This window comes from Staphylococcus sp. NAM3COL9 (genome assembly GCF_001431205.1).
GTDB lineage: Bacteria > Bacillota > Bacilli > Staphylococcales > Staphylococcaceae > Staphylococcus.
Genome location: NZ_LGPC01000008.1, coordinates 23,979 through 47,952, shown reverse-complemented (window position 1 = coordinate 47,952; position 23,974 = coordinate 23,979). Strand labels below are relative to the sequence as shown.

The following is a 23,974-nucleotide window of genomic DNA, read 5'->3' as shown; positions in this document are numbered from 1 at the left end:
CGAAGGACTATCAAGTTAATTTACCTTCGTTTTTTAATATTATTATTTAGTTTTTAATTATGACTTATTTAACAACAATTCATTTAATATCATCAATTGTTCGGGCACGCTGTTTCTAGAAACGTCAGGGTGATTAACAATCGTATCATCTTCTAATTTTAATTTATTTATTAAACTATCATCTATACGATCTGTTTGTTCGAAATATAATTTTACATTTTCACAGCAAATCACATTTTTCTTGTATTTATTACTTTGTCTTAAATTATAATCTATCGAAGGAATTAAATCCTCTTTTCTTAAACCTTTCATAAACCTTCTATCTTTTTGTGCTAAACTTCCACCAATATTCACTATAGGGTCAACAGCAAGTGTCTTATAGTCTAAAGCAGCACCATGATAAATTGCACCTGTACCACCTTTTGATCCACCATACAATACAACATTCTCATCTTTGATACCTAATTTATCCTTAGCATTTAATATAGCTTTTTGAACGTCTTCTTCATATTCTGGATAATTGCTTGTGCTAATATAATGTGAACCATGAGAAATATTTAAATCCATAATTCTCATAGTATAAACGTTTTTTACTAAACTTCTTTCTATACCATCAAAAAACTTAGGAAACATACGCTTAGGCATTAGTGAACTATCGTATTCTTTTAAATTAGGCATACACGTAAATATTACTAATAGTTTCTTAGCTGCTTTACTATTTATTTTTCTACCTATTGGCTCATCTAGTGTATAAAATACATTATTATACTTTTTTAAATCTTTCCTTTGAAATAACTCATTTACATATTCTCTTTTATAAAATTTAGAAATAGTATCTTGATGGAAGTACAAAATATAATCATTTTTTAATATTGTTTTATAATTTTCATGTAAGTCGGGATTCTTTCTTACTGTTTCTATATAATTGTATTTACTTCCTGTATCAATTAAGATCCGCTTATTTCCATCAAATTTTATTTTATCATTAATATTATAAATAATATCAGTTCCCATTATTCTTATCAGTTCCTTTTTCAGTAGCATCATTAAATACTTCAGTCAGTATATTTTGCGCAGTACCTATTTTATCATCCGTCATTAAACGAACAATTAAATTTGTGTAATCTATGTGGTCAATACTTTTAATTTGAAGTGCTAGTTTATATTCATCTAACGATGCAATCGGGAAATTTCCTAATTCAAAAATATCGAAATAAAAACCAATATCTTTTTGATACACTTCTGCATCTTCTTGTAAAAGTAATATAGGTTTGTTTAAATGTGCAAAGTCAAAAATGGTTGACGAATAGTCTGTTATCATAGATTCACATAGTATATATAGCTCTTGTATATCTACAAATTCATTATAAAAACAGTGAATCCTGTCATCTAAATTATTATATTTACTTCTCAGCATCCCCTCATTAGGATGTAATTTAATGATAATTTCGTATTCTTTAGGCAAGTGACTTAGTAATTTTTTTAAATCAATACTTGTCAGATGTTCCCTTTCATCTTTTCTCCAAGTAGGACAAAACAAGACATATTTTTTATCGTCATTAACTGTAAATAAATATTTTCTTTGCAATCTCTTTCTTTCTTCACAATTATTATTTTCAATTAAATATTCATTTCTAGGTGCACCATACGGTAAAATGTTTAAATTTGGATTTTCTTTCAACGGAAATGCAGATTTGAGAAGCATTGTATTAGTATTCGAAGAAGTAATTAAATAGTCCCATTTCATCATACGAGGTTTAAATTGCATCAATTGGGTTGTCTTTTCAGTTTCGTCACTTAAATCGTTGACCATTTTTTTCAACGGAAAACCATGCCATGTTTGAATAAACACTTGATCATTATGCTTATATACTTTGTCCCATGAATTACCGTTCATAAAGATATACTTAGAATGTCTGAATTTCTCAATATAATTTTGTGTACCAAATCTTACAGGAGTGAACCCATAATTTCTAATTTCAATATCTACTAATGAATTAGAAGAACTCACAAAAATTTCTTTTTCGTTATAATTTTTCTGTATACTCAAGGCAATATATTTCGGATCCCCGCTAAAATTATTACCATGAAATGACTCAATAAACACTTTGTTTTCTTGTGGTGTAATGTTATCTAATAATTTCTTACTTAGCTTTTCGTTTCTTTTTTTATAATAATTTTTAAATCTACTGAAGAAAAATTCATTTTTAAAGATTCTACTTAAAAATGGCTTTTCCTTTAACTTTTTATATAATACTTTACCGCTATTTAGTTTTTCAATTTTGTTTTTAGATTTGAAAGTGTATTTGCCTTTATATTTTTTAATATCTAACGAATGGCCTTTTGCAGCTTGGTTAAAATTAGCTATATATTTTTCACTATATTCACTATCAATAAATTCTTTATTTAAATTTTCTAAATCAACATTTCTTTCTTGTTGCGTATATTTACTGTCAATCAATGATATTAAGATTTCACTATCATCTATAATGTTTTTTTCTAAAAATTGAACAGCATAGTATTTTGAATAAACTTCTTGTAATACATTATCATTACCAGGGTATACTAATGCTCTATTCCCATGAGCAATTGTTTCTAAAATAGAATAGCCTAATGTTTCATAAGGTGATGAAGATATATAAATATAGTTAAACGGTTCTTTCTCATTTATATGAACATTACCTTGTAAATCATAATAATTCACAAGGTTTTTATATAAAATCTCTGAGGGGCCATAACCTATAATATATAATTGTATATCATTTCGTTTTGTATTTTTAACGATATAATTCATCAACTTAATCACATATGATATATCCTTAATACTATCTTCAAATCTAGCTTTAATTAAGAAATTTCTTTTAGTATTAATTGGTTTCTCTTTAATATCTATGTGTTCTGCATTAACATATTGATAGAATACCGACTCATAATTATATTTATTGATAAATTTGTTTTTAATGCCTTCGGTACTAACTCTAATACTATCAATGACATCTAAAGATAAATCTATAGTTTCATCAATATACTCTAACGGACCATGTATTTCCCCAATAATTTTAATGGCCTGGTTTTTGTTCTTGACGTCTTTTGCACAAACGAATAATTCTTCCCTCGTTATAATCAATAAATTCCCAACTGCTATTTCATCTATTTTATCAAATTTCAATATATTTAAATTTGTATTATCAATGTTTTCATGGATAATCAAACGTGTAATTTCATCATCTTTAAAATCTAGTGTATTGAAATAATTTATGTGATGACCATTATTTAAGAATGATTTTATTAAGTTTATGTTGCTTCTAGATGTTCCTCCTTTGGCAAAAATATTATGCCCCAAAATATTAATATTCATTAACTCACCTTTCGTTCACTCAGTATTTCCCATTTGTTCCACTGTAATTTAAGTTGTTATTTTCCCTTTCCGCTCATCTAAAAACTACGTCCATTATACTGTACTAAAACATTTAAATCTACAATCTTTAAATAAATTTTACATTAAGTTATCATTACATATAAAGGCATTTTTATATTATTTATTATTAATACTTAATATATTAATAATAATATATTGTTAAATTATATTATAACTCTTAAAATGAGTTTTTACACAACAAAAAGAGAACGTAATAAATTACGTTCTCTTCCTTCTAACTGTTATTCTGTTATTCTGTTTTTATGCTTTTATGCTATCTCAATTTGGAAACGACGTATGACTGTACCATCATCTAATGTAGATGGTTCAATTTCTTCGCCACCGTTATGTTTAATGACAGCTATGGAAACTTCATTATCTTGATCACAAGTAATCAAAGCTTCTTGAACACCAATTCTTGATAAGTAGTCTAAAGATTTCTTCAACAACTTATTGCCAAAACCTTTGCCACGGTGTTTATTACGAATGCCGTAGCCAACATGGCCGCCGACTTTTTTTAGTCTATCGTTTAAGTTATGACGAATATTGGCAGCACCGATGATTTCATCATCATCTATTAAAAACAATGTCGTATTATCTACAGATTCATCGTGTGATTTGTTATCTGCTAATTCATGAACTATTTCTTCAAAATTACTATATTTCGTAATATTCGTAATCTCAGGCACTACCTTCTCATCATGATCAATCCATTCTCTCATATAATCACAATATAATGCTTCGTCACCCATTGTTAATTCTCTAAATTCAACCATGTTGACACTCCTTCCTTCTAAGTTATTACTCATCTATGATTTCGTTGTGTGTATTTAAATAGTACACATAATGATCTGTCCATTCGCCATTCTCAAATATAAAGCCTTTGCGCACACATTCGAATTGAAAGCCTACTTTTTCAATCAAACCGATTGAAGGCACATTATCTATATTGATATGTGCTTCAAGTCTATGAAAAAGCAGTGTATCTCGCGCTTGTTCAACTAATTCTATCACCGCTTCATAAGCAAAACCTTGATTCCAGTACTGATTATGAATAAAATAACCAATTTCAGCCCACTGGAAATTGTCTCGGCTTAAGTTTTTAATATCAAGCATCCCTAAATGATTCATCTCTTTATCAAAAATTCCAAAGATGTATAAATCATCTGCTTCAATGGCTTGTTGCTGCCTTACTATAAGTGCTGCAAACCAAGGTTCAGTCGCATGTGACATGTCTACTTGGCCTCTATCATATTTAAATTGAGACGGCTTGCGATTTACAAAACCACGCAACCATGTATCGTAATCATTTTCTTCCAACGGTCTAATGATAAGGCGTTGTGTAGTAAAATGCAACCCTAAATTATTTGTCATCTAAAATCCCCTTCATACCGCCATCTGTTATCTAAACTATAACATTTTCCACTATGAAAGCGTATCTTTCACTACGATGTTAACGCTATAGTTTATTGCCTATTGTGTTGATCATGATATTTGAAGAACATCGCACTTCTTCTTAAGTAAAACTTGCTCATTTTAAAATTATTTTTTCTAATTTTAGCGACTTCTTTTACTAATGAAACTACATGATAAGTTACAGGACCAAAACCGTTTTGTTCCTAGTTAAAATAGACTGGAGTATACACTGAATATGTATCAATTTCATCAACGTCAAATTGATAATAAATTTTTTGTTTTCTTAAATAAGCAATATCAAATGCGATAGACGATACATCTGTGATTAATAAGTTGGTATTACTAATGATATCTTTATAACTAAATTGATTAGGGATATTGATATATGTAATATGAAAATCGACACATTAATGCTAGAAGTATCGTTTTATTAATTATATTAAGAGTCATTTTTGAAAAATCTTTAAAAGTACTTTTCTGTTATTAGAAAGACCATTGATTCAAAATAAACAAACGCCCAAACGTGTTAAATCCTATAACAAGACTTTAAACGACAATGAACTCCCTGCTCGTTTCCATATGTTATCGTCAATTTATTCCCTTTCTGTTCATAAAAAAACGAGCGCGGGAGAGAAAATCAAAATTTGATTTCATCTTCCGGCCCCCATAATGATTGAGCCTGAGACACATATGGGTGACTCAGGCTCAAGTTTAATTAATAACTATTTAATTATTCCTAGTTCTTTGCCTACTTTTTCAAACGCAGCTAATGCTTGGTCTAGCATTTCTTTCGTATGCGCAGCTGTTGGCATGTTACGAACACGTCCAGTACCTTTAGGAACAGTTGGAAAGACAATTGACTTCACGTAGATGCCTTCGTCTTTCAAACGACTACTGAATGCTTGTGTTTCTTTCTCATCACCAATAATAACTGGTGTGATTGGTGTTTCTGAGTTACCAATATCAAATCCAAGTTCTTTTAACCCAGCTTTTAAATAATTACCATTATCCCAAAGTTTATCGTGTAATTCTGTAGAGGCCATTAGTTTTTTCACTGATTCAGTGATAGCTTTAGTATCTCCAGGCGCTAATGATGTTGAGAATAGGAATGGTCTTGATTGTACTTTTAACCAATCAATTAGTGATTTTGTACCAGCTACATAACCGCCTACAACACCAATCGCTTTTGATAACGTACCCATTTGGAAATCAATTTTATCTTGTAATCCAAAATGTTTTACTGTGCCTGCACCTTTACCCATCACGCCTGAACCATGTGCGTCATCAACATAAGTAATTAAGCCAAATTCTTCAGCGATTTCAACGATTTCTGGCAGTTTCGCAACATCACCGTCCATACTGAATACACCATCAGTGATGTACATGACTTTATTATATTGACCTGACTCTACTGCTTCTTTTGCTTTTGCACGTAAGTCTTTCATATCTGAGTGGTTTACACGAATAATTTTTGCTTTAGATAAACGACAGCCATCTATAATAGAAGCATGGTTTAATTCATCTGAAAGAATTGCATCATGTTTATTCATAACAGCAGAAATTGCCGCCATATTACAGTTGAAACCTGATTGATAAGCAATTGCTGCTTCTGTTCCTTTAAATTCCGCTAATTTTCCTTCTAATTCATCATGTAAATCTAATGTACCATTAATTGAACGTACTGCACCTGCACCAACACCATGTGTATCAATAGCATCTTTCGCAGCTTGTTTTAAATCTTCATCTGTTGCTAGTCCTAAATAATTATTCGAAGATAAGTTAACATAATTCTTCCCGTTGATCTTAATTTCAGCCCCGTTCGCACCTTCAATTGTATCAATTTCATTATATAACCCGTTATCCTTTAAATATTGAATATTTTCATCTAAAAAGCCATGTAGTGATTGTACCACTGCAAGTCCCCCTTTGGATTGTCATTGTGTTTAAGTTAATCATAACCTATTTTTTAATTACATGGAAGTAGAATAATAATTAAAAAGAAAGCGTTTTACACAAATGAATTTGTACGCTAATCATTACTGGTACAGTTAAGTTATTTTAAATGGTATACTGAATAAAAATGACTAAGGAAGAAGGGTTGAAGTTGTTTGATTGGTTTCAACTAGCTCAAGAAAAAGAAAGTAAAATGATACAAGTACGTCGGTACTTACATCAATATCCTGAATTATCGTTCGAAGAATATCATACCCATGATTATATTCAAAATCAATTGAGTCAATTGTCATGTGAGATACGTACACCCGTAGGTCGCAATGGTATTGTTGCGACTTTTAAAGGTCGTGGTGATGGGCCAACAATAGCATTACGTGCAGACTTTGATGCACTACCTATTGATGAACTTACAGAAGTTGATTACAAATCTAAAAATCCAGGTGCCATGCACGCATGTGGTCATGATGGTCACACCGCAACTTTATTAGGTGTAGCAGAAATTATAGAGGATCATCTACAATTTTTAAATGGCGACGTGGTACTCATCTTCCAATATGGTGAAGAAGTGATGCCAGGTGGTTCCCAAGAAATGATCGATGATGGATGTTTACAAGATGTAGACAAAATTTACGCAAACCATTTATGGAGCGGTTATCCTACAGGTACGATTTATTCCCGTGCTGGTGCAATGATGGCTTCACCAGATGAATTTAATATTACAATTCAAGGCAAAGGCGGACACGGGGCCAAACCACACGAAACCATTGATCCTGTAGTAATCATGGCTGAATTTATTATGAGTGCACAAAAAATCGTTTCAAGAACCATCGATCCTGTCAAACAGGCAGTTATCAGTTTTGGTATGGTCCAAGCAGGATCTGCAGATAACATCATTCCTGACACTGCATTTTGTAAAGGCACTGTACGTACATTCGATACAGAAATTCAAACACATGTTATGACTAAAATGGATAAACTTTTACAAGGACTTGCTGTGGCAAATGACATCACATACACAATGGATTATATTAAGGGCTATCTGCCTGTTCATAACAATCCAAATAGCTATGAAGTTGTTAAACAAGCAGCAAATGATATTAACTTAAGATTCAATGAGTCAGAATTAATGATGATTGGTGAAGACTTCTCTCATTACTTAAAAGTCCGCCCAGGTGCTTTATTCTTAACAGGGTGCGGAAATCCAGAAAAAGATACCACACATCCCCATCATAGTCCAAACTTCAATATTGATGAAAAAGCAATGAAATACACCGTTAGCCAATTTCTTAAAATTCTAGAACTCGAAAATGTGATTGTTAAAACCACTTCGTAACTTTGTTACGTTAGTGGTTTTTATGCATGCGCTTTAGCTCAATCACTTAGGAATGAAATAAATTAGTGGCGCTTATGTGATTCACTACAACAAGGCAAGTATCCCATTTTGCATATATGAAATTTTGAACATGCCCTAATCTCTCTAACTATCTATATAAACAAACAAGCACAATGTCCTTTTGGTATTGTGCTTGTTTGTTTATATTAGTATTTTTGTTAATTCAGTTATATTATTTTGGTGGTCTACAATAACCTTTGTCTCTTTTTTATATAGAAGCCCTAATACCTTCTTGAGATAAGGGCTTCTATATAAAAAAGAGCCTCCAAAAAGGAGACTCCTAAACTCTATCAAAGATAGAAATTATTTATTATTTAATAATTGTAGTTACAACGCCTGATCCAACAGTACGTCCACCTTCACGGATAGAGAAACGAGTACCATCTTCGATAGCGATTGGAGAAATTAATTCAACTTGCATTTCAACGTTATCGCCAGGCATAACCATTTCAGTACCTTCTTGTAAACTAACAACGCCAGTTACGTCAGTAGTACGGAAATAGAATTGCGGACGGTAGTTAGTGAAGAATGGAGTATGACGTCCACCTTCTTCTTTTGATAAAACATAAACGTCTGCTTTGAAGTTAGTATGCGGTGTAATAGTACCAGGCGCAGCTAAAACTTGTCCACGAGAGATGTCATCACGTGATACACCACGTAATAAAGCACCAATGTTGTCGCCAGCTTCAGCGTAGTCTAGTAATTTACGGAACATTTCAACACCTGTAACAGTTGTTTTAGTTGATTCTTCTTGCATACCGATGATTTCAATTTCAGCACCGACTTTGATTTGACCACGTTCAACACGGCCTGTAGCAACAGTACCACGACCAGTGATTGAGAATACGTCCTCAACTGGCATCATGAATGGTTTGTCAGAATCGCGTTCTGGTGTTGGGATAAATTCATCAACAGCGTCCATTAATTCTAAAATTTTGTTTTCATATTCTTCTACGCCTTCAAGCGCTTTTAATGCTGAACCAGCGATTACAGGAACATCGTCGCCAGGGAAGTCATATTCGCTTAATAAGTCACGAACTTCCATTTCAACTAATTCTAATAATTCTTCATCGTCAACCATGTCAACTTTGTTTAAGAATACAACTAATGCTGGAACACCAACGTTACGTGATAACAAGATATGTTCACGAGTTTGAGGCATTGGACCATCAGCAGCAGATACTACTAAGATACCGCCGTCCATTTGAGCAGCACCAGTGATCATGTTTTTCACATAGTCAGCGTGACCTGGACAGTCAACGTGAGCATAGTGACGTTTTTCAGTTTGGTACTCAATGTGAGAAGTATTAATTGTAATACCACGTTCTTTTTCTTCTGGAGCGTTATCAATCATGTCATATGATTGAGCTACAGCGTCACCATTTTTTGCTAATACAGTTGCAATTGCAGCTGTTAAAGTAGTTTTACCATGGTCAACGTGTCCGATAGTACCAATATTGGCATGGGTTTTTGAGCGGTCGAATTTTTCTTTAGCCATTATAAAATCTCTCCTATTCGTTAGAAAATTAATTTTTAAAATTTATCTCTCATGACAGTTACTCACTGTCACAAGAAGAATATTTGTTACTTGTAATAAAGGACTATATAGTACCTTTATAATGCATTTCAGCTAAAAAATCAATTGATAAATCTGTAAGCTGCATAATTAAGCTTTACATGTAATTAACAGATAGACTGTTTTCTTACAAAATAAATTTAATTATTCTGCTTTATTACCACTGTTTTTCTTGATAATTGCTTCAGCAACTGATTTTGGAACTTCTGCATAGTGATCAAAGTACATAGTGTACGTACCGCGACCTTGAGTGTTAGAACGTAATGATGTTGCATAACCAAACATTTCTGAAAGTGGTACAAAAGCGTTAACAACTTGTGCATTACCACGAGGTTCCATACCATCAACACGTCCACGACGAGATGTTACGTCACCCATGATGTCACCCATGTACTCTTCAGGCATTTCAATTGTTACTTTCATCATTGGTTCTAAGATAACTGGATCACATTTTTTAGCAGCTTCTTTAAGCGCTAATGACGCAGCAATTTTGAAGGCCATTTCTGATGAATCGACATCATGGTATGAACCATCATATAATTTAGCTTTAACATCAATTAAAGGATAACCAGCTAATACACCGTTTTCCATTGAATCTTTAAGACCTGCTTCAACTGATGGAATGTATTCACGAGGAACTACACCACCAACGATAGCGTTTTGGAATTCAAAACCGCCACCAGTTTCATTAGGTGAGAATTCAATTTTAACGTCACCATATTGACCACGACCACCAGATTGACGAGCGAATTTACCTTGAACTTGAGCTGATTGCTTAAATGTTTCACGGTATGAAACCATTGGAGCACCAACATTACATTCAACGTTAAATTCTTTCTTCATACGGTCTACTAAGATATCTAAGTGAAGTTCACCCATACCACCAATGATAACTTGTCCAGTTTCATCGTCTGTGTGTGCATGGAATGTCGGATCTTCTTCTTGTAACTTAACTAAAGCTGTAGTCATCTTGTCTTGGTCAGCTTTAGATTTTGGTTCAACAGATAAGTGAATAACAGGTTCTGGGAAATCCATAGATTCCAAGATAATGTCATTTTTCTCACCACATAAAGTATCACCAGTAGCAGTATCTTTAAGACCTACCGCAGCAGCGATATCTCCTGAGTATACTGTGTCTAGCTCTTGACGAGAGTTAGCGTGCATTTGTAGTAAACGACCTACACGTTCACGTTTACCCTTCGTAGAGTTCTGAACGTAAGAACCAGATGAAAGATGTCCTGAATAAACACGGAAGAATGTTAACTTACCAACATAAGGGTCAGTCATAACTTTGAACGCTAAAGCAGCGAACTCAGCAGAGTCATCAGCTTTTGCAATAACTTCTTCTTCTGGCTCATCAGCACGGTGACCGATAATTGGTTTAACGTCTAATGGTGATGGTAGGTAATCAATTACTGCGTCAAGCAATAACTGAACACCTTTATTTTTGAATGCTGTACCAACAAGAACTGGATAAAATTCAATATCATTTGTTGCTTGACGGATAGCATCTTTTAATTCAGCGACAGTAATTGTTTCGTCTGCTAAATATTTTTCCATTAATTCATCATTACTTTCAGCTACTGCTTCAATTAATGCTGAACGAGCTTCGTCAGCTCTTTCTTTATGATCCTCAGGAATTTCAATTTCTTCAATTTCAGTTCCTTCATTATTGTTATATTTGAAACATTTCATTTCAACTAAGTCAATGATTGCTTCAAATTGATCTTCAGCACCAATTGGTAATTGAATTGGTTGTGCATTAGCTTGTAAACGGTCATGAATAGTGCTAACTGCATATTCAAAGTTAGCGCCCATTTTGTCCATTTTGTTTACGAAGACAATACGAGGCACACTATAGTTTGTTGCCTGACGCCAAACTGTTTCAGTTTGCGGCTCAACACCTGATTGTGCATCAAGTACTGTTACTGCACCATCAAGTACACGTAATGAACGTTCAACTTCAACAGTGAAGTCTACGTGTCCTGGTGTATCGATGATATTTACACGGTGATCATCCCATTGTGCTGTTGTAGCAGCAGATGTGATTGTGATACCACGATCTTGCTCCTGTTCCATCCAGTCCATTTGTGAAGCTCCTTCATGAGTTTCACCAATTTTGTGGATACGTCCAGTATAGTAAAGAATACGTTCTGTCGTAGTTGTTTTACCAGCATCGATGTGAGCCATGATACCAATATTACGAGTTCTGTCTAAACTAAAATCTCTAGCCATGTATTTTTCTCCTTCCAGTATAACTGCGAATAAATACTATAAATATGGCGATGCCCTAAGCATGCGCCTTTGATAGTAAACTATCAATATGGAACATGCTCAGGGATAAAGCTACTATCCTACCAACGATAGTGAGCGAAGGCTTTGTTAGCTTCAGCCATTTTGTGAGTGTCTTCACGTTTCTTAACTGCGCCACCTGTATTGTTGGCTGCATCTAAGATTTCGTTAGCTAAACGCTCTTCCATAGTTTTTTCACCACGAAGACGCGAATAATTAACTAACCAACGAAGTCCTAAAGTCGTACGACGTTCTGGACGAACTTCAACTGGTACTTGATAGTTAGAACCACCTACACGGCGAGCTTTAACTTCTAATACTGGCATGATATTGTCGATAGCTTCATCGAAAACTTCAACAGCTTCACGACCACTACGTTCTTTAACTAAGTCGAAAGCAGAATAAAGAATTCTTTGAGCTGTCCCACGTTTACCATCTAACATGATTTTGTTGATTAATTTTGTAACTAATTTAGAGTTGTGGATTGGATCCGGTAATACGTCTCTTTTTGGTACTGATCCTTTACGAGGCATAATGTAAATCCTCCCTTCCTATTATAGTATAATTTTTTAATTTATAGCGAAAATTTACGCAATCTTAAACTTATTTCTTAGGTTTTTTAGCTCCGTATTTTGAACGGCTCTTTCTACGTCCATCTACGCCTGAAGTATCAAGCGCACCACGTACAACGTGATAACGTACACCAGGTAAATCTTTTACACGTCCACCACGTACAAGTACAACACTGTGTTCTTGTAAGTTATGTCCGATACCAGGGATATACGCATTAATTTCGATACTGTTTGACAAACGTACACGGGCATATTTACGTAACGCGGAGTTAGGTTTTTTAGGAGCCATAGTACCTACACGAGTACAAACACCACGTTTTTGTGGAGAGTTTAAACTAGTGTATTTTTTCTTTTTGCTGTTAAAGTTTCTGTTCAAAGCTGGTGAACCGTATTTTTTCGATTTGCTTTGTCTAGGTTTGCGTACCAATTGATTAATAGTTGGCATTGAATGTTTCCTCCTCTCATCATTTATAATCCCACACATCCAGGTGGTTCATTTCAAGGGCAAATAAAATTTAGTAAGAATTATTCTTACTAATCTCATTTTAATAATGCAACAATTGTTGCATTAACATTAATACCTACATATTCTCCTAAAGCTTGTTTGCTTTTGAAAAATGAAACAGGTATCTGTTTATGATTGATTTGACTTAACACGCGAGTCATTATATGAACTTCAACGTCTTCAGCAATAATCAATGATGTAACTTGGTTCTTATTCAAAGCCTTAAGCGTTTGTTTAAGTCCAATAACATGATGTTGTTTGTTAAAGCGTGCAACTTTTTCATTAGACATTAAAATATCCTCCAAAGTTCTGCTTGCATCAACCTTAATAATAATAACATCTTAGCTACTGTTGAGTCAACTTTAAATACGATAAAATCTTCAAAAAATATAAAAAAACAAGTGATCGAAATATAATATCTCGATCACCTTGTTTATTCAGTAAAAAATTATATCTTAGTTGTCTCTGATTCTTCTGTAACTTCTTTATTTGGTGAAACTGTGTCGTATTTAACGTCTCTGTAACGTCTCATACCAGTACCAGCTGGAATTAATTTACCGATGATAACATTCTCTTTAAGTCCAAGTAAGTTATCACGTTTACCTTTAATTGCAGCATCTGTAAGTACACGTGTTGTTTCTTGGAACGAAGCTGCTGATAAGAAGCTTTCTGTTTCAAGAGACGCTTTCGTAATACCTAGTAAGACTGGTTTAGCTGTTGCAGGACGTTTACGTTCTTTAAATGCGTCACGGTTTGCATCAGTAAAGTTATGAATATCTACTAATGAACCTGGAAGTAACTTAGTATCTCCAGCTTCGATAATGCGTACTTTACGTAGCATTTGTCTAACCATAACTTCAACGTGTTTATCATCAATTTCCACACCCTGCATACGGTAAACTTTTTGAACTTCTTTTAATAGATAACTTTCTGTTGCATTTAAACCTGATACAGATAAATAGTTCTTAGGTTCGATTGAACCTTCAGTAAGAACTTCACCACGTTCAACGCTTTGGCCAACCTCAACTTTCAATCTTGAAGTACCTGAAGCTAAATATGATTTAGATTCATTGGCACCTTTAATAACGATTTCTTGTTGACGGTCTTTCGCAATCTTGATGTCATCAACGACACCTTCGATTTCTGTAATCACGGCTTGACCTTTAGGGTTACGTGCTTCGAAGATCTCTTGAATACGTGGAAGACCTTGCGTGATATCACTACCTGCTACCCCACCTGTATGGAATGTACGCATTGTAAGCTGTGTACCTGGTTCACCAATTGATTGTGCAGCAATTGTACCAACTGCTTCACCAACTTCAACTTTTTCACCAGTAGCAAGGTTTTTACCGTAACATTTTTCACAAACACCATGACGTGTATTACATGTAAATGCTGAACGTATATACATTGATTCAATACCAGCTTCTGTAATTTGTTTAGCAATTTCTGCAGTTACTAATTGATCTGGTTGTACAATTACTTCATCAGTCTCTGGATGACGGACAGTTTCTTTAGAATAACGTCCTTCAATACGTTCGATGAATGGTTCGATCATTTCTGTACCTTCTTTGATATCAGAAACAAGTAGACCACGGTCAGTACCACAATCTTCATCACGAACAATAACATCTTGAGCAACGTCAACAAGACGACGAGTAAGGTACCCGGAATCGGCTGTTTTAAGTGCTGTATCGGCAAGACCTTTACGCGCACCATGGGTAGAGATAAAGTACTCTAATACGGTTAAACCTTCACGGAATGAAGAAGTGATCGGTAATTCAACAATAATCTTACCTGATGGTGCGGCCATAAGTCCACGCATACCTGCTAACTGTGTAAAGTTAGATGCGTTACCACGGGCACCAGAGTCACTCATCATAAAGATTGGGTTTGTTTTATCAAGTGATCCCATTAATTTCTTCTGAATTTGATCTTTTGCATCAGTCCAAATTTCTACGAGTGCGTTATAACGTTCAAAGTCAGTGATTAAACCACGGTTAAATTGTTTAGTAACTCTCTCAACTAATTTCTCGTGTTCATCTAAAATTTCTTGTTTATCCGGTAATACTACGATATCAGATACACCAACAGTAATACCTGCTTTAGTTGAGAATTTAAATCCTAAGTCTTTCATTCTGTCTAACATCATAGAAGTATCTGTGATGCTGAAACGATTGAAGACTTCTGCAATAATATTTCCTAAGAAATTCTTATTGAACGGTTCAATTAATTCTTGATTATCGAAGTATTCTTTTAATCCGCCTTCTCCTAATTCAGTAGCAGATATGAAATATCTAGCTGGTGTTTTATTTTCTAAATTAGTTTGTGTTGGTTCGTTAATATATGCAAATGAATCCGGAATGATTTCATTGAATATAACTTTACCAACTGAAGTTAACAAGATTTTTTTGTTTTGTTCTTCAGTAAATGTTGGATTATTAAATGATTTAGCATGTACACCAATACGTGAATGTAAATGTACATAGCCATTCGCATAAGCTTTTAACACTTCATTTGTATCATTATAAATCGTACCAGTATTCACTGATGCTTTACGCTCTAAAGTTAAGTAATAGTTACCTAGCACCATATCCTGTGAAGGTGTTACAACTGGTTTACCATCTTTAGGGTTTAAGATATTTTGTGCTGCAAGCATTAACATACGTGCTTCTGATTGAGCTTCTTTAGATAATGGTACGTGAACAGCCATTTGGTCGCCATCAAAGTCAGCGTTGTAAGCTGTTGTCGCAAGTGGATGTAGACGAATTGCACGACCTTCAACTAATGTAGGTTCAAATGCTTGAATACCTAATCTGTGAAGTGTTGGTGCACGGTTTAAAAGTACTGGGTGTTCTTTGATAACATCTTCCAATACGTCCCAAACTTCATCATCCATGCGTTCAATCTTACTTTTCGCATTTTTAATGTTTGTAGCAATTTCACGTTGAACTAATTCCTTCATGATGAAAGGTTTGAACAGTTCTAGTGCCATCTCTTTAGGTAGTCCACATTGGTACATTTTCAAGCTAGGTCCAACTGCAATAACTGAACGACCTGAGTAGTCAACACGCTTACCTAATAAGTTTTGACGGAAACGTCCTTGTTTACCTTTTAACATATGAGAAAGAGATTTTAATGGGCGGTTACCTGGTCCAGTAACTGGACGGCCACGACGACCATTATCGATAAGTGCATCAACAGCTTCTTGTAACATACGTTTTTCATTTTGGACGATGATGCCTGGAGCACCTAGGTCTAATAAACGTTTTAAACGGTTGTTACGGTTGATAACACGACGATACAAATCATTAAGATCACTTGTAGCAAAACGTCCACCATCTAATTGAACCATTGGTCTGATTTCTGGCGGGATAATTGGAAGTACATCTAACACCATCCATGCTGGATTATTACCAGAATGTCTGAATGATTCAACTACTTCTAAACGTTTAATTGCACGTGTAAGTCTTTGACCTGTTGCTGATTCTAACTCGTCTCTTAGTTGTTTAAGTTCACCATCTAAGTCAATTTCTTGAAGCAATTCTTTGATACCTTCAGCACCCATTTTAGCGTTGAATTTACCTGGGAATTTATCATAGTAATCTCTGAATTCTGCTTCAGATAATAATGTCTTTTGCTCTAAACCAGTTGGACCTGGATTAATAACAACATAAGAAGCGAAGTAAATAACTTCTTCTAACGCTCTTGGTGACATATCTAATAAAAGACCCATACGACTTGGAATACCTTTGAAGTACCAAATGTGTGATACTGGCGCAGCTAATTCAATATGGCCCATTCTTTCACGGCGCACTTTTGACTTAGTTACTTCTACTCCACATCTGTCACAAACCATACCTTTATAACGTACACGCTTGTATTTACCACAACTACATTCCCAGTCTTTCGAAGGTCCAAATATTCTCTCACAGAATAGACCATCTTTTTCTGGTTTTAAAGTACGATAGTTAATTGTTTCTGGCTTTTTAACCTCACCAAAAGACCATGAACGGATTTTTTCGGGTGAAGCAAGTCCTATTTTCATATAATGGAAATTATTTACATCAATCAAGGAGCCTACCTCCTTCAATTTAGATTAGCTGTGCAAATTGATTGATTGCTCTATATCAATAATGGAATAACCAAGATTAAGGCAAATACAAACATGTATTATACCTTAACTTGGTGTATTCTTTTATAAACTTAAATGCAATTAGTCTGTAATTTCTTTCTGTGATTGTGGTGCTTCTTTTTGTTGAAGATCCACTTTACGTTCAACGATATCATCATCTTCAGTGTCTTGCATGTCAATTTCATTGTCATGCTCGTCCATAATCTTAACGTCTAACCCTAAACTTTGTAATTCTTTCATCAATACTCTGAATGATTCAGGAACACCTGGTTTAGTGATATTTTCACCTTTAACAATAGCTTCATATGTTTTCACACGACCTACTGTATCATCGGATTTGTAAGTTAAGATTTCTTGAAGTGTATATGCAGCACCATATGCTTCTAGTGCCCATACTTCCATCTCACCAAAACGTTGTCCACCAAATTGTGCTTTACCACCAAGTGGTTGTTGTGTGACAAGTGAATATGGTCCAGTTGAACGTGCGTGTAATTTATCATCAACCATGTGCGCAAGTTTCAGCATGTACATTACACCAACTGAAATTCTGTTATCAAATGCTTCACCAGTACGTCCATCGTATAATACAGTTTTACCGTCACGAGCCATACCAGCTTCTTCAATTGTTGACCATACATCTTCGTCACTCGCACCATCAAATACTGGGGAAGCAACATGAATACCTAAGTTTTTAGCAGCCATACCTAAATGTAGCTCTAATACTTGTCCGATATTCATACGTGATGGAACACCAAGTGGGTTCAACATAATATCGATTGGCGTACCATCTGGTAAATAAGGCATGTCTTCTTCAGGAACAAGTTTAGAAATTACACCCTTGTTACCATGACGACCACACATCTTGTCACCAACGTGAATTTTACGTTTTTGAACGATATAAACACGAACTAATTGGTTAACACCTGGAGACAATGTATCGTCTCCTTCTTCACGATTAAAGACTTTAACATCTAGAACAATACCACCTGCACCATGAGGTACACGTAATGATGTATCGCGAACTTCACGTGCTTTTTCACCGAAGATTGCATGTAATAGACGTTCTTCTGCAGTTAATTCTGTTACACCTTTAGGCGTTACTTTACCGACTAAGATGTCACCATCATTAACTTCAGCGCCTACGTATATAATCCCGCGGTCATCTAAGTTTTTAAGTGCACTATCTGAAACGTTAGGAATATCACGAGTGATTTCTTCAGGTCCTAGTTTTGTATCACGTGCTTCAGATTCATACTCTTCAATATGAATAGAAGTGTATACGTCATCTTTAACTAGACGTTCACTCATGATTACAGCATCCTCGTAGTTATAACCGTCCCAAGTCATGAAACCAACAACTAAGTTTCTACCTAATGCCATTTCACCAAGTTCCATTGAAGGACCGTCAGCTAAAATTTCGCCTTTAGTCACTACATCACCAGTAGAAATGATAGGTCTTTGGTTATAACATGTACCCGTATTTGAACGTTTGAATTTAGATAATGGGTAGCGATCTAATTCGCCTTCGTATTCTTGTCCATCTTCTTCAATAAGTTGACGTACAAGAATTTCATTAGATTCAACGTGTTCAACGCGGCCTTTATGTTTAGCAACAATTGCTGCACCAGAGTCACGTGCTGCCACGTGCTCCATACCAGTACCTACAAATGGTGATTCAGGATTCATCAATGGCACTGCTTGACGTTGCATGTTTGCACCCATCAATGCACGGTTAGAGTCATCGTTTTCTAAGAAAGGAATACATGCTGTCGCAGCAGAAACAACTTGCTTAGGTGAAACATCCATGTAGTCCATTTTCTCTTTAGCCATAACTGTGTTATTACCACGGAAACGACAAACAACTTCGTCTTCTACGAAATGACCATTTTCATCTAATACAGAGTTCGCTTGAGCCACTACATAGCTGTCTTCTTCGTCAGCAGTTAAGTAGTCAATTTGATCTGTGATTGAATGCGTTTCAAGATCTACTTTACGGTAAGGTGTTTCAATGAAACCAAATTCATTCACACGCGCATAACTAGATAGTGAGTTGATAAGTCCGATATTCGGACCCTCTGGTGTTTCGATTGGACACATACGACCATAGTGAGAATAGTGAACGTCACGTACTTCCATTTGAGCACGTTCACGTGTTAAACCGCCGGGTCCTAATGCTGACAAACGACGTTTATGCGTTAACTCAGCTAATGGGTTAGCTTGGTCCATGAATTGTGATAATTGAGAACTACCAAAGAATTCTTTAATAGACGCAATAACAGGACGAATATTGATTAATTGTTGAGGCGTAACAGAATCAGTGTCTTGTATAGACATTCTCTCACGTACAACACGTTCCATTCTTGATAAACCAATACGGAATTGGTTTTGTAATAACTCACCTACTGAACGTAGACGACGATTACCTAAATGGTCAATATCATCAGTAAAGCCAATACCACTTAACAAGTTAAAGAAGTATGACATTGATGCAATAATATCTGCTGGTGTAATACATTTCACTTCTGAATCAGGGAAAGCATTACCAATCACTGTAGTTGTACGTCCTTCATCATCGTTCGGAACGTATACTTTGATTGATTGAATCTCAACAGGTTCATCAATAACAGTACCTTCTAATTCAAATACTTCACTATTTGCATTTGCTTCTAGTACATCCATTACCTCATCTAAATTACGACGATCTAAGACTGTACCTTCTTCAGCTACAATTTCACCTGTTTCTGTATTAACAATTGGTTCAGCTAATTTCTGATTGAATAAACGGTGTTTCAAATGAAGTTTTTTATTCGCTTTGTAACGACCCACACTAGCTAAGTCATAACGTTTTGGATCAAAGAAACGAGAATATAATAAGCTCTTAGCATTTTCAACTGTAGGCGGTTCGCCAGGGCGTAAGCGCTCATAAATTTCTAATAACGCTTGATCAGTATTTTCAGTGCCATCTTTTTCTAAAGTATTACGTAAGTACTCGTTTTCACCTAAAAGATCAACAATTTCTTGATCAGTTGAGAAACCTAAAGCACGTAATAATACTGTTAATGGTAATTTTCTTGTTCTATCAATACGTACATAAACAACATCTTTCGCATCAGTTTCATATTCTAACCATGCACCACGGTTAGGAATGATTGTTGCATCGAAGTTTGTACGACCATTCTTATCTAGTTTTTCATTGAAGTATACGGATGGTGAACGAACTAATTGCGAAACAATTACACGTTCAGCACCATTTATTACGAATGTGCCTGTATCTGTCATTAATGGGAAATCGCCCATAAATACTTCTTGCTCTTTCACTTCGCCAGTTTCTTTGATGATTAGACGTACTTTTACACGTAGAGGTGCAGAATACGTTGTATCACGGTTTTTCGATTCTTCTAAATCATATTTCGGTTCTCCGAGTCTATAATCTACAAACTCTAAAGATAGATTGCCTGTGAAATCTTCAATCGGAGAAATGTCTCTAAACATTTCTAATAAACCTTCTTCTAAGAACCACTCGTAAGACTCAGTCTGAATCTCAATTAAATTCGGTAATTCTAATACCTCTGAAATTCTCGCATAGTTTCTACGTTTACGATGTCTTCCATATTGGACAAATTGACCTGCCAAACAGATTCACCCCTCAAAAATTGCGTGTTTACTTTTACTAAATGAGCCAATATAATGAGATAAAAAGAAAACGGTAGCATACCAAATGACACCATTTTCCATTTCACCTCATATACATCGTTCATTTGCACGTAAAAGTACACACTTATTGAACATAAATTTTTACATTCTATTACTATATCAGATTGATACTTTTAAATCAAGCTTTCGTGCTTCTTAAAATGTAGTAGCCTTTATCTTTTGCTAAGACTTCTACATTGTTAAAAGTGTCTTGCATTTTTTGCTTAGCTGATGACATGCCTTGCTTTTTTTGAATAACTACATAAAGCGCGCCACCCTGCTTTATTACCTTATATGCGTCTTCTAAAATGCTATGAACGACTTTTTTTCCTGCTCTAATCGGTGGATTAGTCAGCATAAAATCATAAGCGTCAGCTTCTACCTGTGATAAACCATCACTTTCTTTGATTTCCACATTGTCTATACGGTTCTTTTTTCTATTTTTTCTTGATAATGATAGTGCACGTTGATTAACATCAACCATTGTCACTTCATGATGCGGGGAAGTTTTTGCAATCATTAAACCGATAGGGCCATAACCACAACCAACATCCAAGATGCGTTTAGTGGGACCAGGAGGATATGCTTTCAAAAAAGTTTTTACTAATAAATCGGATCCAAAGTCAATCTTTCCTTTTGAAAAGACACCTGAATCTGTTACTAGCTCTAATTTACAGTTATCATAGGAGTACGTAAAAAGCAACTCATCACTTTCTACTTCAGGATTTTCATCATAATAATGACTCATGACTACACCTCTTTTAACCTAATTATTCTTAGATTAATACTATACCCATTTCATATGCCACATTGTGGTCGAACCACCGCGCAAACCATAGATATAGATCAAATAAGATAAAACCCCGTTATAGTAATAACGGGGTTTTCATTTCTCAAAGATTTCAGATAAAATACATTCAACTTAAAATCAGCGTACCGAAGTAGTGATGTATTAAGCTGCATGTATCCTCTTCACTATATAATTATTAACTGTTAGACAGCAAAAATTATTTGATTTCTACTGTAGCGCCAACTTCTTCTAAAGCTGCTTTAAGTTCTTCAGCATCTTCTTTAGCTAGTCCTTCTTTGATTACTTTAGGAGCATCGTCAACTAAACCTTTAGCGTCTTTTAATCCAAGACCAGTTGCTTCTTTAACAGCTTTAACAACTTTGATTTTAGATGATCCAGCTGATGTTAATTCAACGTCGAATTCAGTTTGTTCAGCTTCATCTTCTCCGCCGCCTGCTGCGCCTGCTGCTGCTACTGGAGCTGCTGCAGTTACACCAAATTCTTCTTCAATTGCTTTAACTAAGTCGTTTAATTCTAAAACTGACATTTCTTTGATTGCTTCAATGATTTGTTCTTGATTAGCCATTTTAATATTCCTCCATTAATTGTTATTAGTTTATGCGCAATTATTCAGCGCTTTCTTCTTTTCCTTCTTTTTCTTCTCCAATTGCTTTAACCGCATAAGCGAAGTTGCGTACTGGAGCTTGTAATACTGATAAAAGCATAGAAACAAGACCGTCGTGTGATGGTAATGTACCAACAGTGTTAACTTGTTCTGCTGAGATAACATTGCCTTCCATAACACCTGTTTTAACTTCTAATGCTTTATGTTCTTTAGCGAATCCTGCGATAACTTTCGCTGGAGCAACTACATCTTCAGTTGAAGTTGCGATTGCTGTAGGACCTACTAAGAATTCATTTAACCCGTCAATACCAGCTTGTTCAGCTGCACGGCGAACCATAGTGTTTTTGTAAACTTTATACTCAACACCAGCTTCACGTAATTGCGAACGTAATTCAGTTACTTCAGCAACGCTTAGACCACGATAGTCAACGATAACTGTAGATACTGAGTTTTTAAGTTGTTCTGCAATGATATCAACTTGTTGTTGTTTTGCATCGATGATAGCAGACATTTAGACACCTCCATAGATTTAGTTTGGTGCTTTTTATCTTGAGACAATATTTTATAAACATTACTCAATAAAAAAAGCACTTTCTACCCGTGGCAAAAAGTGCTTGAAAGATCTAAATTCTTCACGTTCAAGTCAATTTTAGCCTCGGCAGGATATATTTTTAAGTTATCACTAACTCCTACTGTCTTAGGTAAAATAATACATTAACCAATATAACTGGTTTAATGCGTTATGTCAATATTTATTTAAGGCTGAAAGCAATACTTTCAACCTCGAATTTTTTTATGTTAAAAATTAAAGTTTAAAGCCTGATGTGTCAACTTTAACTCCAGGACCCATTGTTGTTGTTACAGCAACAGATTTGAAGTAAGTACCTTTAGCTGATGCAGGTTTTAATTTAGTTAAAACGTCTTGTAAAGTTCTGAAGTTTTCAACTAATTTTTCAGTATCAAATGATGTTTTACCAATTGACGCATGAACGATACCTGATTTTTCAGCACGGTATTCAACTTTACCAGCTTTGATTTCTTCAACTGCTTTAGTAACATCCATAGTTACTGTTCCAGTTTTAGGGTTTGGCATTAAACCTTTAGGTCCTAATACGCGACCAAGTTTACCAACTTCGCCCATCATGTCTGGTGTAGCTACTACTACGTCGAAGTCAAACCAACCTTGTTGGATTTTTTCTACGTATTCGCCTTCACCAACGAAATCAGCACCTGCTGCTTCAGCTTCAGCTGCTTTTTCGCCTTTTGCGAATACTAATACACTTTGTGATTTACCAGTACCGTTTGGAAGCACAACTGCTCCACGGATTTGTTGATCATTTTTACGTGTATCAATACCTAAACGGAATGCTACTTCAACTGATGCATCAAAGTTAGCAATGTTTGTTTCTTTAGCTAATGCAATCGCTTCTTCAACACTGTAGTTTTTTTCACGATCGATTTTGCTAGCTACTTCTTGATATCTTTTGCTTTTTTTAGCCATTTCATGTTCCTCCTTCAGTGGTTTTAGCGGAATTCCCTCCCACATTTACTTGTTTTCACAAGTTAAGAGCAGATAACAGAGAGGTTTAATTGTATTTTATTATTG

Annotated in this window: 18 protein-coding genes and 1 other annotated feature; of the genes, 1 reads left to right on the top strand and 17 read right to left on the bottom strand. The window is 34.9% G+C overall.

Translation table 11 applies throughout. From position 1 onward, the window contains the following. Window positions 1–57: 57 nt before the first annotated feature. The 6 genes from ACA31_RS02040 to ACA31_RS02020 form a co-directional block, all read right to left on the bottom strand. Window positions 58–1,014: an accessory Sec system protein Asp2 gene (locus ACA31_RS02040; RefSeq protein ID WP_057511720.1), complete on the bottom strand. Its 957-nt coding sequence runs from the start codon at window positions 1,012–1,014 to the stop codon at window positions 58–60. After that, complete coding sequence (locus ACA31_RS02035; protein ID WP_057511719.1) at window positions 1,004–3,358, bottom strand: CDP-glycerol glycerophosphotransferase family protein; 2,355 nt, start codon at window positions 3,356–3,358, stop codon at window positions 1,004–1,006. The genes ACA31_RS02040 and ACA31_RS02035 overlap by 11 nt, the downstream gene beginning before the upstream one ends. A gap of 329 nt (window positions 3,359–3,687) precedes the next feature. Then, a complete protein-coding gene (locus ACA31_RS02030; protein ID WP_057511718.1) occupies window positions 3,688–4,194 on the bottom strand; it encodes a GNAT family N-acetyltransferase in 507 nt (168 codons plus the stop codon). Window positions 4,195–4,219: 25 nt separating this feature from the next. Continuing rightward, entirely contained in the window at window positions 4,220–4,792 is a 573-nt protein-coding gene (locus ACA31_RS02025; RefSeq protein ID WP_057511717.1) for a GNAT family N-acetyltransferase, read from the bottom strand. A gap of 245 nt (window positions 4,793–5,037) precedes the next feature. Next, window positions 5,038–5,211 (bottom strand): CDP-glycerol glycerophosphotransferase family protein, encoded by a 174-nt coding sequence (locus tag ACA31_RS13215; protein WP_301335867.1) that lies wholly within the window; start codon window positions 5,209–5,211, stop codon window positions 5,038–5,040. Between the two features lie 345 nt (window positions 5,212–5,556). Then, complete coding sequence (locus ACA31_RS02020) at window positions 5,557–6,747, bottom strand: glycine C-acetyltransferase (RefSeq protein ID WP_057511716.1); 1,191 nt, start codon at window positions 6,745–6,747, stop codon at window positions 5,557–5,559. A 191-nt stretch (window positions 6,748–6,938) separates the two neighbouring features. Between ACA31_RS02020 and ACA31_RS02015 the strand changes: the two genes are divergently transcribed. Further along, window positions 6,939–8,120: a M20 family metallopeptidase gene (locus tag ACA31_RS02015; protein WP_057511715.1), complete on the top strand. Its 1,182-nt coding sequence runs from the start codon at window positions 6,939–6,941 to the stop codon at window positions 8,118–8,120. Between the two features lie 370 nt (window positions 8,121–8,490). Here ACA31_RS02015 and tuf read toward each other — a convergent pair whose 3' ends face one another. The 11 genes from tuf to rplA form a co-directional block, all read right to left on the bottom strand. Continuing rightward, on the bottom strand, window positions 8,491–9,678 hold the full coding sequence (gene tuf, locus ACA31_RS02010; RefSeq protein WP_057511714.1) for an elongation factor Tu: 1,188 nt from the start codon (window positions 9,676–9,678) through the stop codon (window positions 8,491–8,493). Window positions 9,679–9,900: 222 nt separating this feature from the next. Beyond that, the gene (gene fusA, locus ACA31_RS02005; protein ID WP_057511713.1) at window positions 9,901–11,991 is read right to left on the bottom strand and encodes an elongation factor G; all 2,091 of its coding nucleotides are present in this window, start codon (window positions 11,989–11,991) and stop codon (window positions 9,901–9,903) included. A gap of 119 nt (window positions 11,992–12,110) precedes the next feature. After that, on the bottom strand, window positions 12,111–12,581 hold the full coding sequence (gene rpsG, locus ACA31_RS02000; protein ID WP_057511712.1) for a 30S ribosomal protein S7: 471 nt from the start codon (window positions 12,579–12,581) through the stop codon (window positions 12,111–12,113). Window positions 12,582–12,651: 70 nt separating this feature from the next. Next, a complete protein-coding gene (gene rpsL, locus ACA31_RS01995) occupies window positions 12,652–13,065 on the bottom strand; it encodes a 30S ribosomal protein S12 (RefSeq protein ID WP_057511711.1) in 414 nt (137 codons plus the stop codon). Between the two features lie 95 nt (window positions 13,066–13,160). Beyond that, a complete protein-coding gene (locus tag ACA31_RS01990; RefSeq protein WP_057511710.1) occupies window positions 13,161–13,415 on the bottom strand; it encodes a ribosomal L7Ae/L30e/S12e/Gadd45 family protein in 255 nt (84 codons plus the stop codon). 158 nt (window positions 13,416–13,573) lie between these two features. Next, window positions 13,574–17,173: a DNA-directed RNA polymerase subunit beta' gene (gene rpoC / locus ACA31_RS01985; RefSeq protein ID WP_172793146.1), complete on the bottom strand. Its 3,600-nt coding sequence runs from the start codon at window positions 17,171–17,173 to the stop codon at window positions 13,574–13,576. A 168-nt stretch (window positions 17,174–17,341) separates the two neighbouring features. After that, window positions 17,342–20,893 (bottom strand): DNA-directed RNA polymerase subunit beta, encoded by a 3,552-nt coding sequence (gene rpoB / locus ACA31_RS01980; protein WP_057511708.1) that lies wholly within the window; start codon window positions 20,891–20,893, stop codon window positions 17,342–17,344. Window positions 20,894–21,092: 199 nt separating this feature from the next. Continuing rightward, window positions 21,093–21,701 (bottom strand): class I SAM-dependent methyltransferase, encoded by a 609-nt coding sequence (locus ACA31_RS01975; RefSeq protein ID WP_057511707.1) that lies wholly within the window; start codon window positions 21,699–21,701, stop codon window positions 21,093–21,095. A 259-nt stretch (window positions 21,702–21,960) separates the two neighbouring features. Further along, window positions 21,961–22,329 carry a 50S ribosomal protein L7/L12 gene (gene rplL, locus ACA31_RS01970; RefSeq protein ID WP_057511706.1) on the bottom strand — a complete coding sequence of 123 codons (369 nt, stop codon included), beginning with the start codon at window positions 22,327–22,329 and terminating at the stop codon, window positions 21,961–21,963. A 40-nt stretch (window positions 22,330–22,369) separates the two neighbouring features. Then, window positions 22,370–22,879 carry a 50S ribosomal protein L10 gene (rplJ, locus tag ACA31_RS01965; protein ID WP_057511705.1) on the bottom strand — a complete coding sequence of 170 codons (510 nt, stop codon included), beginning with the start codon at window positions 22,877–22,879 and terminating at the stop codon, window positions 22,370–22,372. A gap of 61 nt (window positions 22,880–22,940) precedes the next feature. Continuing rightward, window positions 22,941–23,088 (bottom strand) — a sequence feature (ribosomal protein L10 leader region). 85 nt (window positions 23,089–23,173) lie between these two features. Beyond that, window positions 23,174–23,869, bottom strand: a complete 696-nt coding sequence (gene rplA, locus ACA31_RS01960; RefSeq protein WP_057511704.1) for a 50S ribosomal protein L1 — start codon at window positions 23,867–23,869, stop codon at window positions 23,174–23,176. Window positions 23,870–23,974 lie beyond the last annotated feature (105 nt).